This is a genomic window from Neorhizobium sp. NPDC001467, from assembly GCF_050275975.1.
GTDB lineage: Bacteria > Pseudomonadota > Alphaproteobacteria > Rhizobiales > Rhizobiaceae > Neorhizobium.
This window is the reverse complement of the sequence record NZ_JBNNPS010000004.1, coordinates 92852-108042: the sequence shown is the minus strand read 5'-3', so window position 1 is coordinate 108042 and position 15191 is coordinate 92852. Positions and strand designations below refer to the sequence as shown.

The following is a 15191-nucleotide window of genomic DNA, read 5'->3' as shown; positions in this document are numbered from 1 at the left end:
CTTACAAGCCACGCATCGGCCGCAATAAACCTATCTCTGGACCCGATGGCCGCAGACGAAAAATTTGACAGCGCCGAAGATCTCGATGCGGAGCAACGCGCTCAGCGCTTTTCCGAAATTCTTGGCAATCTTGCCGGTGACGAAAATCGGTCGCGCATTTCCCTTTCCGATATCCTCGCCGGCATGAATGACCGTGCCATCGCGGCGCTGATTTTTGTCTTTGCCGTTCCCAACTGCATTCCGACGCCACCGGGAACCTCTTCCGTTCTCGGCATTCCGCTGATCTTTCTGACGGCGCAACTGATGCTGGGACTGAGACCATGGCTGCCGCGGATGATCGCCGACCGTTCGATGGCGCGAACCGACTTTGCCGCGATGCTTGCCAGGACGCAGCCATGGATCATGAAAGCAGAGACCATGCTTCGCCCGCGGCTCAAGATCTTCGCCGCGCCGCTCGCCCAACGGCTGATGGGTGGCTTGTGCCTGATCCTGGCGCTCGTGCTGGCATTGCCGATCCCGCTTGGCAACATGCTGCCGGCGCTGGCGCTTTGTGTCATTGCCTTCGGCATCCTGGAGAAGGACGGACTATGGACGATTGCCGGCTGCGCGGTCGGCGTGGTTTCGCTGGGCGTTGTGGCGGGCGTCGTCTACGCCATGGTCGAAAGCGCCATCTACCTTCTGCTCACGCTGTTCCAGTAATCAGCTGCGCGAAAACACGTAGTCCGTTTCCTGTCGCAAAGTCTCGCCCGGCCGCAGCACCGCGGTCGGGAACCTTGGATGGTTGGCGGCGTCCGGCCAGACCTGCGTTTCGAGGCAGAAGCCGCTGAAAGCATCATAGGGGCGACCGCCAATGCCGGAGATCGGCACGTTCAGCTTGTCACCGGCGTAAAATTGCACACCCGGTTCGGTGGTGCGCACTTCCAGTGTCACGCCGGAATGGAGGCTGCGTGCCAACGCCACGCTGCGCTTTTGCACCCGTTCGGTCGACAGGCAGAAGTTATGGTCGTAACGCAGCTGCTGGCCACCGACCTGTCGGCGGATCGGGCGCATCTGGTGAAAGTCGAAGTCGGTGCCGGCGACCGGGATCAGCGAACCCGTCGGCATCAGCATGTCGTCGACCTGGAGATAATGATCGGCGGCGAGCATGATCTGGTGGTCCAGGATCGTGTCGTTGCCGTCGAGATTGAAATAGGAATGCTGGCACAGGTTGCAGATGGTCGTCTTGTCCGTGCTGGCCTGGTAGACGACGGAAAGAACGCCATCTTGCCTCAGCTGATAGGTGGCCGTGATCGTGCAATTGCCGGGATAGCCGCCGCGGCCATCGGCATCGATGATCGACAGCACGACGCGGTCGGCGGAAAGATCGACGATCGTCCAGTTGCGCCGGGCAATGCCGTCGCTGCCGCCATGCAGATGACCAAGACCGTTTTCGTTGAGCTCCAGCTGATATTCCACCCCGTCGAGCGGAAAACTGCCGGCACTGATGCGGTTGGCGACACGGCCCGGGGTCGCGCCGAAATAGGGCGAGTACCGCAGATAGTCGTCGAGCGTATTGAGACCGAGCACCAGCGGCGCGTCATGGCCTTCGAGCCGCAGGTCCTGGATAACCGAACCCCAGGTCAGCACCTTCGCGGTCAATCCGCCGCCGGAAAGCGTCACGCGATGGACGGCCTCCCCCTTCGACGTGTGCCCGAAAACCTCGCGTTCGCCTGCAATCATGTCAGCAGCTCCCTCAGCCTGAGACAGCAAACTGGCTTATTTCGAATGTCTTCGCAACGGCTTACGCCTATCCACGGTTATGAAAATCTTGCGACGGGATGTTCGTGGTTGCGCCACTACCCTCAATCGCGATCCCTTCCTATCTCCTCGAGATCGTAACTGGTGGTCTGATATATCTCGTTGATCCAGTTGCCGAAAAACAGGTGCGCATGGCTGCGCCAGCGGTTCTGCGGTGTCAGGTCCGCATCATTGTGCGGAAAATAGTCATGCGGCATCTTGATCGGAATGCCGGCATCGACGTCGCGGAAATATTCGTCGGCCAGCGACGTGGAATCATATTCCACGTGATTGAACATGTAGAGACGGTTACCTTTCTTTTCATGCACGAGGCAGACGCCCATCTCGTCAGATTCCATCAGGATTTCGAGTTCCGGCACCTTGGTAAGGTCCTCGCGCCTGACTTCCGTCCAGCGTGACACCGGCACCTGGAAATCGTCGGAAAACCCATTGAGATAGACAGAGGCCGGCGCAAGATTGCGGTGGCGATAGACGCCGAACGCCTTTTCCTTAAGTTCGTGCTTTGGCACGCCATGGAAATGATAAATGGCCGCCATCGCACCCCAGCAGACGTTCAGCGTGGAATGGACGTTGGTATGGGTCCAGTCGAGGATTTGCTTCAGTTCCTGCCAGTAGGTGACGTCCTCGTAAGCCAGCAGCTCCACCGGGGCGCCGGTGATGATGAAACCGTCGAACTTGCGGTTCTTCACTTCCTCCCACGTTTCGTAAAAGGATAGAAGATGGTCTTCCGAGGTGTTCTTCGCCTTGTGCCCGCCAATGCGGACCAGCGAAAACTCCACCTGCAGCGGGGACGCACCGACGAGGCGCGCCATCTGGATCTCGGTCTTGATCTTGTTGGGCATGAGGTTCAGGAGACCGATCTGCAGCGGGCGGATATCCTGCCGCACGGCGGCGGTCTCGGTCATCACGCGCACGCCTTCCTCGACAAGGGTCGAGAAGGCAGGCAGGGTATCGGGAATCTTGATCGGCATGTCGGAACCCACAAAACAAAAACCGGCCGCAAAAAATCGCAGACCGGTCCGTGGGGAGTACCTATTCCTCGCGGCCCTTTAGCGACTTTTTTAACGTGGCTGCAAGCCGGCCGGCCAAATCACCACGAAGTTCGACATTTTAGATAATCCTTGCCGGCCGTGGCGTCAATGGCAGCAAAAATGACCCTTATGGCGCCCCAATGGTGGGCGGCGACCATACCCGCGCTGGTTATCTTGGAACCATCCTCGCTGCGATCTGTTGCATTGCCACCGCGCGAAAGGAGATGACGATGAACAGACCGGAAGACGAACACAGCTTGCAGGACAAGACCGAACCGCCGGCAGCGCGGGCCCAAAAGGCGAAAATGGGCAGAGGCTTCGTCTTTTTTCTGGCCGCCTTCGCGATTGCCGCCTTCTGCCTCTACCTGTTTATTGCAGTTTACGGTGTCAGCACGTCGCAATAGCAAGGTTGCGATCCGCGTCCACTTCGCCTTTGTGCCTTCGGGGGCCATCGTTGGCCCGCATGGGTGCTTTGCCTGACGCCATCTTTGCGCTATGGGCTGGCGTATGATCTCTTCCACCTTCACCATTTTGCTCGGCGGCACACTGAGCGTTACCGACCGTCTGAAAGACATGGTGAAGGGCAGCCGCGTCATTGCCGCTGACAGTGGCATGCGGCATGCGCAGCCGCTCGGTCTTACCCCCGAATTATGGGTCGGGGATTTTGATTCCGCCGGTTCAGCCCTTGCGGAACAATGGTCGCGAGTGGAACGCCAGACTTTTCCGGTCGGCAAGAACGAGACAGACGGCGCGATTGCCACAGCCGAGGCACTGGCGCGTGGTGCGACGAGATTGATCCTTGTAGGTTCGCTGGGCGGTGAACGGAGCGACCATGCGCTCCAGCATCTTCTCCATGCCATGGCGCTTGCGGAACGGGGGATCGATGTTGTTCTTGTCTCCGGCGAAGAGGAGGCGACGCCATTTCTGGCCGGCAGCAAGACGATCGACCTTCCGCCCGGCGCGCTGTTTTCGGTTCTCGGGTTTTCCTCCCTGACCGGCCTTGATATCGTCGGTGCCCGATATCCCCTGAATGACTTTTCGCTGGCCTATGGCTCTTCACGCACGGTTTCCAACGTTGCGGAAGGACCGGTCGCTTTCCATCTCAAACGGGGCAAGGCGATGATCCTTGCGCGTCCCCAAGATTTTTCCGGAGCATAAGCGGCCTCATGGCACCTCCTATCCTCAAACTTGACGATATCGTTCTGACCTTCGGCGGCACACCGCTCCTCAACGGCGCCAACCTGCAGGTGGAACCCGGTGACCGGATCTGCCTCGTCGGCCGCAATGGTTCGGGCAAATCAACGCTGATGAAGATTGCAGCCGGCCTCGTCGAGGCGCAGTCGGGCGAAGTGTTTCGCCATCCCTCCGCGACCATCCGTTATCTCGAGCAGGCACCGGATTTCGGCTCCTTCGCGACCGTGCAGGCCTATGCGGAAGCGGGACTTGGACCGGGGGACGATCCTTACCGCGTTACCTATCTGCTGGAACATCTGGGCCTGACCGGCGAAGAGGAGCCATCGCGCCTTTCCGGCGGCGAGGCGCGACGTGCGGCGCTCGCCCGGGTAATGGCGCCGGAACCGGACATCCTGATGCTGGACGAACCGACCAACCATCTCGACCTGCCGACCATCGAATGGCTGGAAGACGAGCTGCGAAAGACCCGCAGCGCGCTTGTGGTCATCAGCCATGACCGCCGTTTTCTCGAAAAGGTATCGAACGCCACCGTCTGGCTGGATCGCGGCACGTCGCGGCGCCTGTCGCGCGGGTTCGGGCATTTCGAGGCCTGGCGAGATCAGATTCTGGAAGAGGAAGAGATCGAGCAGCACAAGCTCGGCAAGGCGATCGAACGCGAAGAACATTGGATGCGTTACGGCGTAACGGCCCGCCGGAAGCGCAATATGCGCCGGGTCGGTGAATTGCAGGCCATGCGCGCCGAATATCGCGGCCACAAGGGCCCGCAGGGTTCCGTTCAGGCTTCGGTGGCCGAAGGCCGCGAGTCGGGTAAGCTGGTAGTCGAAGCCGAGAATATCACCAAAACCTATGACAAGCCGGTGGTCGCGCCCTTCTCTATCCGTGTGCATCGTGGGGACCGGATCGGCCTCGTTGGTCCGAACGGCGCCGGCAAGACGACGCTTTTGAAGATGCTGACCGGACAGTTGAAGCCCGACGATGGGTGGATCAAGCTCGGCACCAATCTGGAAATCGCCACGCTGGACCAGAAGCGTGAGGACCTTAACCCGGAAGACACGCTGTCACATTATCTGACCGATGGCCGCGGTGAGACCTTGCTCGTCAATGGTGAGCAGCGCCACGTCGCCGGCTACATGAAGGATTTTCTGTTCCAGCCGGAACAGATCCGCACGCCGATCAAGAACCTGTCCGGTGGCGAGCGCGCCCGCCTGATGCTGGCTCGCATGCTGGCAAAACCATCGAACCTTCTGATCCTCGATGAACCGACCAACGATCTCGACATCGAGACGCTGGACCTGCTGCAGGAAATCGTTGCGGGTTACAACGGCACCGTCATCCTCGTCAGCCACGACCGCGACTTTCTCGACCGCACCGTGACCTCGACAATTGCGCCGGCCAACCCGGACGCACCGGACGGCCGCTGGATCGAATATGCCGGCGGTTACACCGACATGCTGGCGCAGCGCAAGGGTGCGGCAGACGAAAAACGCAAATCCGAAAAGGTGAAAACGGAAACTGCCGCAGCGGTCTCCAACCTCACGGCCGAGCCTTCGAAGGCCAAGGGAAAGCTATCCTACAAACAGAAATTCGCGCTTGAAAACCTGCCAAAGGACATCGCGGCCACAGAGGCGGAGATTGCCAGGCACGACAAGGCCATGGCCGATCCCAATCTGTTTTCGCGCGATCCGAAAGCCTTCGCCAAGCTTGCCGAACAGGCGGCTGCCCTGCGGGAAAAGCAGGCGAAGCTCGAAGAGGAATGGCTGGAACTCGAAATGCTCCGCGAGGAGCTCGAAACCTAATGTTACCAAAACGTTAGCGTTAACAATCCGTTATTACCTAAAAAAGTCTGGCGCGGGCCGGAACATTCGCATTGCGAGGACGTTCGACGTTCAATCCGGCGGTTTGCCTGTGTGAGAGCGGCCGGAACATGTTTCGAGTTCAATGAGGGGACGTTCATGTCGGCGGGTTCTGCGTTTCGTCGCGTGGCGAGCAAGCCAATGATACAACGGGTCATGATCGTCGAGGACGAGTTCCTCATCGCCCTTGATGTGGCTGAAACGATTGAGGGCATGGGGTTGGAAGTTTCGGGTTTCGCCAGCGGCCGCAAGCACGCCATGGCGCTCGCCGGGTCCTCCGACATCGCGCTTGTCGATGTCAATCTGTCCGATGGACCGACCGGCCCGGAAATCGCCCGACAATTGGCTGAGGAATACGGTATCACCGTCATCTTCATGACCGCCAATCCGGAAGACGTTGACAAGGGCGTCGAAGGCACGCTCGGCGTTCTGACCAAGCCGGCCATGCCCGACGTGCTGGAGCGGTCGATCAATTACGCGATTGCCAGCCGCATAGGCGGCATTGCCTCCGTACCCCGCGAACTGCAGGTATTCCAGCGCACGACGCACTGACCGCGCCAGCTACCGTCCGCTTCCAGCGCCGTTTATACGATCTGGTTGCTGCGGCCATGCCTCTGGGCTGCCGCACGGTCGCAGCCTGCTTGCCAAGACAGACCCCAGCGTTTACATCTTTCACCGCTCTAACGGGGTGCCGCGTAACTTGCGCGGCTGAGAGGCCTCCGGCCAACCCGCGGAACCTGATCCGGCTAACACCGGCGGAGGGATTAGACGGCTCATCATCAGCGCCCTATTCCCCTATTTGAAGATTGAGGAGGCGCCGATGCGTAGATCCGTTTTTCGTCTTGCCATGGCCTTTATGGCCCTCATGTCCCTGGCTCTGCCAAGCCGTGGGCAGGCAAAGCCGACCCTGACCATCTATACCTATGAAAGCTTCGTTGCGGAATGGGGACCGGGCCCTCGGGTGAAAGCGGCCTTTGAGAAGACTTGCGACTGCGCCGTGAATTTTGCCGCCGTTGCCGATGGCGTGGCGCTGCTGACCCGCCTGAAACTGGAGGGCGGCAGCACGCAAGCCGATATCGCGCTGGGTCTGGATACCAATCTCGCGAAAGAGGCAGCCGATACCGGCATGTTTGACAAGAGTGGTATCGATCTCGCGGCCATTGCGGTGCCCGGTGGCTATCAGAACGATATGTTCGTGCCCTATGACTACGGCCATTTTGCCGTCGTCTACGATAGCCAGACCGTGAAAAATCCGCCGGTGAGCTTGAAGGATCTGGTTGAGGGCGATCCATCGCAGAAAATCGTCATCCAGGATCCGCGCACATCGACACCGGGCTTGGGGCTGCTTCTATGGGTCAAGTCGGTTTACGGCGACAAGGCGCCGGAGGCCTGGGCGCGGCTCAGGAAGCGGGTGCTGACGGTGCCCCCCGGCTGGTCGGAGGCCTACGGCATGTTCACCAAGGGCGAGGTGCCGATGGTCCTCTCCTACACGACGTCGCCCGCCTACCACATGATCGAGGAAAACAGCGATCGTTACCGGGCCGCGGCCTTCACCGAAGGCCATTATATCCAGATCGAGGTGGCCGGCCTTCTAAAGAACGCGCCAAACAAGGAACTGGCACGGCGATTTCTCTCTTTCATGGTGACCCCCGCGTTTCAGGACGAGATTGCCACCACCAACTGGATGATGCCGGCCGCTGCGACCGACAAGCCGTTGCCCGACGCATTCGACGCGCTGGTGAAGCCGGCAAAGACATTTCTGATGGACCCGGCCGAGGTGGCGAAGAACCGCCGCGCCTGGCTTGACGAGTGGCTGGCCGCCATGAGCACGCCCTGAGCGGATGCTGACGGGCAGGCAAAGACTGCTGCGAACGGCCGCTGGCGGATTGGTTTTCGCCGGCGCTGCACTGTTCATTGCGCTTGCCCTGACGGCCCTTCTCGCCTTCGACGGTAGCGGTTCCGATCGACCGCTGTTCGACGCCTATGTCTGGCGTATCCTGCGCTTCACGCTCTGGCAGGCGGGCCTTTCGACTCTTTTGTCAGTCGCCTTGGCACTGCCGCTGGCCCTTGCCCTGGCGCGACAAGCCGATTTTGCCGGCCGGATCTGGATCATCCGGCTCATGGCAGTGCCGATGGGTCTGCCGGTCCTGATCGGCGCTCTCGGACTGATCGGCGTCTGGGGCCGTGCCGGCATGCTCAACAGCGGCCTTTCGCTGATCGGTGGAGCGGAACCGCTCGGCATCTACGGCTTGAGCGGCATCCTGATCGCGCATGTTTTCTTCAACCTGCCGCTTGCCGCCCGGCTGATGCTGGCCAGTCTGGAGCAACTGCCCCCCGAATATTGGCGACTTTCGGCCGGCCTCGGCATGTCGGGCCTTTCGATCTTCCGGTTCGTCGAATGGCCAGCGATCAGACGACCTTTGGCCGGCATCGCCGGATTGGTGTTCATGCTCTGCGCCACCAGCTTTACCCTTGTTTTGGTACTCGGCGGCGGACCGGCGGCAACGACGTTGGAAGTGGCGATCTATCAGTCGCTACGGTTCGATTTCGATCCCCAGCGCGCGATTGCGCTGGCGCTGCTGCAGATCGCGGTCACGGCATCGATCCTTTCGCTGATGGCGCTGTTGCCGAAATCCGGGAATGACGGCACTTTCACAGGGCGCCGGGCGAAACGCTTCGATGGCGCCGGCGTTACTCCGCGGATCTGGGACGGCACCATCATCGGCGTCGCCATTGTCTTTCTGGGTCTGCCACTTGCCTCGATCGTCATGGCCGGGCTCGCGGCAGACCTTGGCCGATTGTTGACCGCGCCTGTTTTCTGGAAAGCAGCATGGACCAGCGTCTGGATCGCCGGGCTTGCCGCGTTGCTCTGCCTAATGGCGGCCGTCGCCATCATTGAGGCACGCGCGGCGCTTGCAGACCCGCGCCGACCCGATATTGCGGCACGGGGCTTTTCCATGGCCCTCGCAAGCCTGTCGTCGCTCGTTCTTCTCGTGCCACCGGTCATTATTGGAACCGGCTGGTTCCTGCTGCTTCGACCCTTTGGCAACCTGCCGTCTTTCGCACCTTTCCTGGTCGTGCTCATCAACGCCCTCATGGCGCTTCCCTTCGCCATGCGGGTTCTGTCGCCTGCTTTCGAAAGCCATAGGCAAAGGACGGCGAAACTGGCTGCCAATCTGGGCGTTAATGGCCTCGCGCGACTACGGCTGATTGACCTGCCGCTTCTGGCAGCGCCGATGGCAACGGCGTTTTCCTTCGCCATGGCTCTGTCGCTCGGCGATCTGGGAGCCGTCGCGCTGTTCGGATCGCAGGATCTGGTGACCTTGCCCTGGCTCGTCTATAGCCGCCTGGGGAGCTACCGCACCGCCGATGCCGACGGGCTGGCGCTGATCCTTGCCTGTTTGTGCCTTGCCTTGACAGTCGCGGGTACGGCAGGGCGCAGCCACAAGAAAGACAACAGGTCAGGAACGCGATGAGCCCAGCGAACGGCATGATCATGACGACCGCCGGCGAGATAGCCGACGTGCGACTTGCCAATGTTGCCCTGACGCTCGGTGCGCAAAAGTTCCGCTTCGACTGCACCCTGCCCGGCGGTGCAATCACCGCCATCACCGGTCCATCGGGCTCCGGCAAATCGACGCTGCTCAATCTCGTCGCCGGTTTCGAGACACCGGATGCGGGTAGGATCGCGATCGGCGGACGCGATGTGCAGGGTCTGCATCCCTCGGCCCGACCGCTATCGCTGGTCTTTCAAGACAACAACCTGTTTGCCCATCTCGACCTCTTCAGCAATATCGGCCTTGGCATCAGTCCCGCGCTGAAATTGGGCAAAGAGGACCGCGAGCGCATCGGAGAAGCGCTGGAGCGGGTGGGGCTGAAGGGTTTTGACAAACGCTATCCCGGCACGCTGTCTGGCGGCGAACGGCAGCGGGCGGCTTTCGCCCGCGCTCTGGTGCGCCGACGTCCCGTGCTGCTGCTTGACGAACCCTTCGCGGCGCTCGACCCCGCCCTGCGCCAGACCATGGCAGACCTACTGCTTGACCTTCACCGCGAGACCGGCAACACGGTCGCGATCGTGACCCATGACAGCGGAACCCTGCGTCATCTGGCCGATCATGCGATTTTCATCGAGGCCGGAGAAGTGCGTCTGCAGGCGGATATCGCCAGTTTCCTGACGCGCGGCGATGTACCAGGTCTCGCCGCGTTCCTGACCCTGTGAAGAACCGATGGGCGGCGTGCCACAATTTGGACGTGGCCTGATGCCAAGTCCGCTATCCGAATGATGACGGATTGATAATTCCTTGCAAAAGCTTGGCTTCTTTCTATTTCCATGGATATTCGTGCATGCAGCACGCAAAATCAGCTAAGTGGACTTTGCTGTTTGGCAGGTTTCGAAGGTTAGGTCATGATGGCCCGACAGAGACGCCTGCTGCTACAGGCTTGGGCAGATGACGGTAGGCAACGCGGCGAGAGACATGACCGACGGAAGGACCAGCGAAAGACAGCTTGATGCGCCCGCATCGACGCGACTGCGGCTGGCCGCATCGTGCCTGCTGCTGGCCGGCGCCACGGCCCTATCCGCCTGCCAATCGATCCTTGACCAGACCTATCAGGCCAATGTCTCGCCCTCGTCCAATCCGCAGATTGTCGACGAAGTGCAAAAAAACGACCCGCGGGCCCAGATGGGCGCACGCGAGCATCCGCGCATTGTGGCAAGCTATGGCGGCGAATATCATGATGCCAAGACAGAACGCATCGTTGCCCGGATCGCCGGCGCGCTGACGGCCGTTTCGGAAAACCCGAATCAGTCCTTTCGCATCACCATCCTCAATTCCCCGGCGATCAACGCCTTTGCCCTCCCCGGCGGTTATCTCTACGTAACCCGTGGTCTTCTGGCACTGGCCAACGACGCATCCGAAGTCGCGGCCGTGCTTTCGCACGAAATGGGCCACGTGACGGCCAATCACGGCATTGAGCGGCAAAAGCGCGAAGAGGCGGAAGTGATTGCCAGCCGCGTCGTTGCCGAAGTTCTCTCAAGTGATCTTGCCGGCAAGGCGGCGCTTGCGCGTGGCAAGCTGAGGCTCGCCGCGTTTTCGCGCCAGCAGGAACTGCAGGCGGACGTGATTGGCGTGCGCATGCTGGGCGAGGCGGGTTACGATCCCTATGCCTCGCCACGCTTCCTTGATTCCATGGCTGCCTATGCCCGGTTTTCGGCGGTAGATCCTGACAACGACCAGAGTCTCGACTTCCTCTCCAGCCACCCGAACGCACCGCAGCGCGTCGAACTGGCGCGCCAGCACGCCCGTAATTTCGGCCAGGAAGGCACCGTCGGGGATCGTGGCCGCGACTATTACCTTGCCGGCATTGACGGCCTGCTCTACGGCGACAGTCCCGAAGAAGGCTATGTCCGCAACGAAACCTTCCTGCATGGCGAGTTGGGCATTCGTTTCGATGTGCCGGAAGGTTTCCGCATCGACAACAAGGTCGAAGCCGTGCTGGCGACGGGCCCCAACGAGACCGCCATCAGGTTCGATGGCGTGGCCGCAGGCGATACCGGCACTTTGACCAATTACATGACCAGCGGCTGGGTGGCGGGTCTGTTGCCCGAAACCGTTCGGGAAATCACCGTTAATGGTCTGCCGGCGGTCACTGCCCGCGCCAGCGCCGAACGCTGGGATTTCGATGTTACCGTCATCCGCATCGACAAGCAGATTTTCCGCTTCCTGACCGCCGTGCCGAAGGGCAGCACCACCTTGCAGCCGACCGCCGAAATCCTGCGGCAAAGTTTTCGCCGCATGACCGCGCAGGAGATTGCCAGCCTCAAGCCGCTGCGCGTCCGCGTGGTGACTGTCGGTGCCAATGACACGATTGCGAGCCTTGCCGCCCGCATGATGGGTACCGACCGCAAGCTCGACCTGTTCAAGCTGATCAATGCGCTGCCGGCCAGTGCCACCGTCTCGGCCGGTCAAAAAGTCAAGATCATCTCGGAATAACGGGTTGCACCCCACTGCACTATCCACGCCGGACCGGCGTTTACGTCCATGGGACATCGCGGCCGGAGGGACTCGGCGTTTCAGCGGCCTTGAGCGAGACAAAGACGGACGACTGAGGCCGTCCCGCCTTAGGGATCAGGCCGGCTCGTTGAAAACGTTCCGCCTTCCCTGCACCACCGACTTCGTTGGCGCGCTCAAATGGCTGCTGCGACCAATCAGGACGCCGCAGCCATTTGCGGGTTCATGGTAACCAGTGCCGATTTGAGCTTTTCGATCGCCCGGCTTTCGATCTGGCGCACGCGTTCCTTGGAAATTCCCAGTTCCGCACCGAGGGCCTCCAGCGTGGCGCCGTCATCGGTCAGGCGGCGGGCGCGGATGATCTTTTTCTCGCGGTCGTTGAGCTTGGTCAGGGCGCCTTGCAGCCATTTGAGGCGGCGCTCGCCGTCGATCATGCCCGAGACCTGCTCGTCCGGCAGCGGTTCGGCGCTTTCGAGCATGTCGAGCCGTTCGCCGCTGTCGTTGTCTCCGGCAATCGACGGTGCCTGCAGCGAGGCGTCATTGCCGGACAGGCGTGCATCCATCGTCTGGACGTCGGCAACGCTGACGCCGAGCGCAACGGCGATTTCCTCGTGAATGGCACGGGCCGTAAGATTGCTGTCGCCGCGCGCGAGCTTGGCACGCAGGCGACGCAGGTTGAAGAACAGCGCCTTTTGGGCGGAGCTGGTTCCGCCGCGCACGATCGACCAGTTGCGAAGGATGTAGTCCTGCATCGAGGCGCGAATCCACCAGCTGGCATAGGTGGAGAAACGAACGTCACGCGCCGGCTCAAACCTTGCCGCCGCTTCCAGCAGCCCTACATAGCCTTCTTGAACAAGGTCGCTCATGGGAAGCCCGAAGCCGCGAAACTTCGATGCCATGGCAATGACGAGGCGCATATGGGCGAGCGCAATCTGGTTGCGAGCGTCTTGGTCCTGATCGTCCTTCCAGCGCACGGCGAGGTCTCTTTCTTCCTCGCGCGCCAGATAGGGCGCCGACATGGCGATCTTGATCATATTGCGGTCTGCGGACATGGCATTCATCACGGTCTCCTTGAAACAAGTTGATCCGGCAAGGATGTCGCGACTTTACGGGATCAGCGCAGTATCAGGACCCTGGAGTTCCGAGAACTGGCGCTTCGGCGTGAAATCGTGGCGTCGTTGCACCCCTCGTTATTCGCTCGTCTAGGGGGATAGGCAGATGACCCCGTCCCCGTGGCTGAAACGGCCCCATGACGAGACATCAGAGCGCCGTTCCGGCGGGTTAACGCGCGGGAATGCGATTGGTTCCAATAAAAAAACCCGGCAGAGCCGGGTTCTTTGAATTCGCGAAGCACGTCCTGATCAGGCCGCTTCCTCTTCCGGAGCCTCGTCCTCTTCGACGGACTTGCCGCGCTTGGGACCCTTGGCGAGGTTGGTCTCGATCAGACGGACGGACTCCGTATCCGACATCTTGTTGACGGCGGCGATTTCGCGGGCCATGCGATCGAGCGCAGCTTCGTACAGCTGACGTTCCGAATAGGACTGTTCCGGCTGATTTTCAGCGCGATAAAGATCGCGGACAACTTCCGCAATCGAGATCAGGTCGCCGGAATTGATCTTCGCATCATATTCCTGGGCGCGACGCGACCACATGGTGCGCTTGACGCGAGCCTTGCCCTGAACGACCTTCAAGGCACGTTCGACGAAGTCCGTTTCGGAAAGCTTGCGCATGCCGATACTGACGGCCTTGGCGACCGGCACCTTGAGGCGCATCTTGTCCTTCTCGAAATCGATGACGAAAAGTTCGAGCTTCATGCCCGCCACTTCCTGCTCCTCGATTGCGGATATCGTGCCCACTCCATGCGCCGGATAGACAATGGATTCACCAGTCTTGAAGCCGTGGCGCGCTGAAGATTTTTTCTGCTGGGTCGTCATTCTTACAATACACTCCCTGTTACGCTCCCGGCATTTTTGCCAGGGCCGGGTCAGTCAGGCCCGGATGAGACGGGGGAACCGTCGGGTGACTCCATTACTGGTCCGCTCGAAGCGCGCGCCAAAAAACAACAGGAACACATCTGCGATCGACACCCGGACTTGAGGGCAACTCACGGGATCGCGCGAAGGGGACGTGCTATTTTCGTGATGTTTTCAGGGCACACGCATGCCGCTTTGTGGAACAGTATTGGATGTCTACCACAAAAATACGCGGAAATCAACGATTTGCTTTATCGTTGCGCAGAAACAACGCCGAATCACCCCACGAGGGTCCGGCGGTGGACGTAAGCGTGTCCCCGTTCAGGCCTCAACGACGGCACGCGCGCCGGAGACGCGCGCGTTCCCGCCCTCAGTCGCCGGAGCCCGGCTCCGCCGAAAAGAACTGTTCGAACTTGTCGGCAACGCCGTCCATTTCCTTGGCTTCCGGCATAGCATCACGCTTGATGGTGATATTGGGCCAGACCTGCGCATACTCGGCATTCACCTTGAGCCACTTGTCGAGGCCAGGCTCGGTATCCGGCTTGATCGCTTCGGCAGGACATTCCGGCTCGCAGACGCCGCAGTCGATGCACTCGTCGGGATGAATGACAAGAAAGTTCTCGCCTTCATAAAAGCAATCGACCGGGCAGACTTCGACGCAGTCGGTATATTTGCAGCGAATGCAGTTATCGGTCACGACGTAAGTCATGAGGCACTCCAGATCAATGCGTTGGTCAGGAACCCGATATCGGCAATGGTCGGGCCCTGGGGCCGGACGAGGACAACGCGACCGCTGGAACGACAGAGGCGGGCTATCCGGCTGTTTCGAACGTCAGGTAAAGCCTTTGCGGCGGGTTAGCAAGGATAAAGCTTTCCAAAAACGTGGCGCCGAGCAGCGGCTTATTCTAATCGTTGGGCCAATCGCCTTCGGATCCCCCGATGTCGGGAAACAGCCTGTCCGTTTCCCGACGCTCCTTTTTGGTCGGACGGCCGCTGCCGGGCGCGCGCTGCGCCTGCTCAAACGCCGACAGCCGCTCCGTGACTTCACGCGGCGGCGTCAGATCCTGGTAAAGTTCCTTGGCTTCCTCGTAAGGACCCCGGCGCTGTCCGGCACCCCTCACGACGAGAATGACATCCCGCCGCTCCAGTGTCAGCTCGACCCTGTCGCCGACCTTGACGTCAAAACTGGGCTTACGGATCGCAAGACCGTTGACGCGCACATGTCCTGCGCTGAGCAGAGCCTGCGCCAACGACCGCGACTTGGCCATGCGCGTGAAGAAAAGCCATTTGTCGATGCGTTGACGCAGATCTCCGCCTGGCTTTTCACTCATG

15 protein-coding genes and 2 riboswitches are annotated in these 15191 nt (G+C 60.6%); of the genes, 9 read left to right on the top strand and 6 right to left on the bottom strand.

The features are described from left to right. The first annotated feature begins 45 nt into the window (after positions 1 to 45). Positions 46 to 699 carry an exopolysaccharide biosynthesis protein gene (locus tag ACQKKX_RS10810; RefSeq protein ID WP_427570696.1) on the top strand — a complete coding sequence of 218 codons (654 nt, stop codon included), beginning with the start codon at positions 46 to 48 and terminating at the stop codon, positions 697 to 699. On the opposite strand, the gene ACQKKX_RS10805 is transcribed toward ACQKKX_RS10810, so the two are convergent. Together ACQKKX_RS10805 and metA are read right to left on the bottom strand one after the other, a co-directional pair. Continuing rightward, a complete protein-coding gene (locus tag ACQKKX_RS10805; RefSeq protein ID WP_427570695.1) occupies positions 700 to 1719 on the bottom strand; it encodes an aldose epimerase family protein in 1020 nt (339 codons plus the stop codon). Positions 1720 to 1841: 122 nt separating this feature from the next. After that, the gene (metA, locus tag ACQKKX_RS10800; RefSeq protein WP_427570694.1) at positions 1842 to 2768 is read right to left on the bottom strand and encodes a homoserine O-acetyltransferase MetA; all 927 of its coding nucleotides are present in this window, start codon (positions 2766 to 2768) and stop codon (positions 1842 to 1844) included. 58 nt (positions 2769 to 2826) lie between these two features. Next, positions 2827 to 2904, bottom strand: a riboswitch (SAM riboswitch). Between the two features lie 154 nt (positions 2905 to 3058). Between metA and ACQKKX_RS10795 the strand changes: the two genes are divergently transcribed. The 8 genes from ACQKKX_RS10795 (at position 3059) to ACQKKX_RS10760 (ending at position 11868) form a co-directional block, all read left to right on the top strand. Then, positions 3059 to 3232 (top strand): hypothetical protein, encoded by a 174-nt coding sequence (locus ACQKKX_RS10795; protein WP_427570693.1) that lies wholly within the window; start codon positions 3059 to 3061, stop codon positions 3230 to 3232. Between the two features lie 103 nt (positions 3233 to 3335). Continuing rightward, a complete protein-coding gene (locus tag ACQKKX_RS10790; protein ID WP_427570692.1) occupies positions 3336 to 3986 on the top strand; it encodes a thiamine diphosphokinase in 651 nt (216 codons plus the stop codon). Between the two features lie 8 nt (positions 3987 to 3994). Next, complete coding sequence (locus tag ACQKKX_RS10785; RefSeq protein WP_427570691.1) at positions 3995 to 5818, top strand: ABC-F family ATP-binding cassette domain-containing protein; 1824 nt, start codon at positions 3995 to 3997, stop codon at positions 5816 to 5818. Positions 5819 to 6016: 198 nt separating this feature from the next. Continuing rightward, positions 6017 to 6427 (top strand): response regulator, encoded by a 411-nt coding sequence (locus tag ACQKKX_RS10780; protein ID WP_427570690.1) that lies wholly within the window; start codon positions 6017 to 6019, stop codon positions 6425 to 6427. 122 nt (positions 6428 to 6549) lie between these two features. Continuing rightward, positions 6550 to 6656: riboswitch (TPP riboswitch) on the top strand. Positions 6657 to 6695: 39 nt separating this feature from the next. After that, positions 6696 to 7712 (top strand): thiamine ABC transporter substrate binding subunit, encoded by a 1017-nt coding sequence (gene thiB, locus ACQKKX_RS10775; RefSeq protein WP_427570689.1) that lies wholly within the window; start codon positions 6696 to 6698, stop codon positions 7710 to 7712. Between the two features lie 4 nt (positions 7713 to 7716). Next, positions 7717 to 9351 (top strand): thiamine/thiamine pyrophosphate ABC transporter permease, encoded by a 1635-nt coding sequence (gene thiP / locus ACQKKX_RS10770; protein WP_427570688.1) that lies wholly within the window; start codon positions 7717 to 7719, stop codon positions 9349 to 9351. A gap of 20 nt (positions 9352 to 9371) precedes the next feature. Next, the gene (locus tag ACQKKX_RS10765) at positions 9372 to 10094 is read left to right on the top strand and encodes an ATP-binding cassette domain-containing protein (protein ID WP_427570894.1); all 723 of its coding nucleotides are present in this window, start codon (positions 9372 to 9374) and stop codon (positions 10092 to 10094) included. Between the two features lie 256 nt (positions 10095 to 10350). Then, positions 10351 to 11868 carry a M48 family metalloprotease gene (locus ACQKKX_RS10760; protein WP_427570687.1) on the top strand — a complete coding sequence of 506 codons (1518 nt, stop codon included), beginning with the start codon at positions 10351 to 10353 and terminating at the stop codon, positions 11866 to 11868. A gap of 215 nt (positions 11869 to 12083) precedes the next feature. Here ACQKKX_RS10760 and ACQKKX_RS10755 read toward each other — a convergent pair whose 3' ends face one another. The 4 genes from ACQKKX_RS10755 to ACQKKX_RS10740 form a co-directional block, all read right to left on the bottom strand. Further along, the gene (locus ACQKKX_RS10755) at positions 12084 to 12947 is read right to left on the bottom strand and encodes an RNA polymerase factor sigma-32 (RefSeq protein ID WP_427570686.1); all 864 of its coding nucleotides are present in this window, start codon (positions 12945 to 12947) and stop codon (positions 12084 to 12086) included. Between the two features lie 300 nt (positions 12948 to 13247). Continuing rightward, positions 13248 to 13820 (bottom strand): CarD family transcriptional regulator, encoded by a 573-nt coding sequence (locus ACQKKX_RS10750; protein WP_427570685.1) that lies wholly within the window; start codon positions 13818 to 13820, stop codon positions 13248 to 13250. A 409-nt stretch (positions 13821 to 14229) separates the two neighbouring features. Then, positions 14230 to 14568 carry a ferredoxin FdxA gene (gene fdxA, locus ACQKKX_RS10745; RefSeq protein ID WP_427570684.1) on the bottom strand — a complete coding sequence of 113 codons (339 nt, stop codon included), beginning with the start codon at positions 14566 to 14568 and terminating at the stop codon, positions 14230 to 14232. Positions 14569 to 14764: 196 nt separating this feature from the next. Beyond that, positions 14765 to 15190: an RNA-binding S4 domain-containing protein gene (locus ACQKKX_RS10740; protein WP_427570683.1), complete on the bottom strand. Its 426-nt coding sequence runs from the start codon at positions 15188 to 15190 to the stop codon at positions 14765 to 14767. Between the last annotated feature and the right edge of the window lies 1 nt (position 15191).

Excerpts from the sequence above, each read along its gene's own strand:
- ACQKKX_RS10785 (WP_427570691.1), top strand. The coding sequence starts at position 3,995 with ATGGCACCTCCTATCCTCAAACTTGACGATATCGTTCTGACCTTCGGC.
- ACQKKX_RS10790 (WP_427570692.1), top strand. The coding sequence starts at position 3,336 with ATGATCTCTTCCACCTTCACCATTTTGCTCGGCGGCACACTGAGCGTT.
- ACQKKX_RS10760 (WP_427570687.1), top strand. The coding sequence starts at position 10,351 with ATGACCGACGGAAGGACCAGCGAAAGACAGCTTGATGCGCCCGCATCG.
- ACQKKX_RS10750 (WP_427570685.1), bottom strand. The coding sequence starts at position 13,820 with ATGACGACCCAGCAGAAAAAATCTTCAGCGCGCCACGGCTTCAAGACT.
- thiB (WP_427570689.1), top strand. The coding sequence starts at position 6,696 with ATGCGTAGATCCGTTTTTCGTCTTGCCATGGCCTTTATGGCCCTCATG.
- ACQKKX_RS10765 (WP_427570894.1), top strand. The coding sequence starts at position 9,372 with ATGACGACCGCCGGCGAGATAGCCGACGTGCGACTTGCCAATGTTGCC.
- thiP (WP_427570688.1), top strand. The coding sequence starts at position 7,717 with ATGCTGACGGGCAGGCAAAGACTGCTGCGAACGGCCGCTGGCGGATTG.
- metA (WP_427570694.1), bottom strand. The coding sequence starts at position 2,768 with ATGCCGATCAAGATTCCCGATACCCTGCCTGCCTTCTCGACCCTTGTC.
- ACQKKX_RS10795 (WP_427570693.1), top strand. The coding sequence starts at position 3,059 with ATGAACAGACCGGAAGACGAACACAGCTTGCAGGACAAGACCGAACCG.
- ACQKKX_RS10755 (WP_427570686.1), bottom strand. The coding sequence starts at position 12,947 with ATGAATGCCATGTCCGCAGACCGCAATATGATCAAGATCGCCATGTCG.
- ACQKKX_RS10780 (WP_427570690.1), top strand. The coding sequence starts at position 6,017 with ATGATACAACGGGTCATGATCGTCGAGGACGAGTTCCTCATCGCCCTT.
- fdxA (WP_427570684.1), bottom strand. The coding sequence starts at position 14,568 with ATGACTTACGTCGTGACCGATAACTGCATTCGCTGCAAATATACCGAC.
- ACQKKX_RS10805 (WP_427570695.1), bottom strand. The coding sequence starts at position 1,719 with ATGATTGCAGGCGAACGCGAGGTTTTCGGGCACACGTCGAAGGGGGAG.
- ACQKKX_RS10740 (WP_427570683.1), bottom strand. The coding sequence starts at position 15,190 with ATGAGTGAAAAGCCAGGCGGAGATCTGCGTCAACGCATCGACAAATGG.
- ACQKKX_RS10810 (WP_427570696.1), top strand. The coding sequence starts at position 46 with ATGGCCGCAGACGAAAAATTTGACAGCGCCGAAGATCTCGATGCGGAG.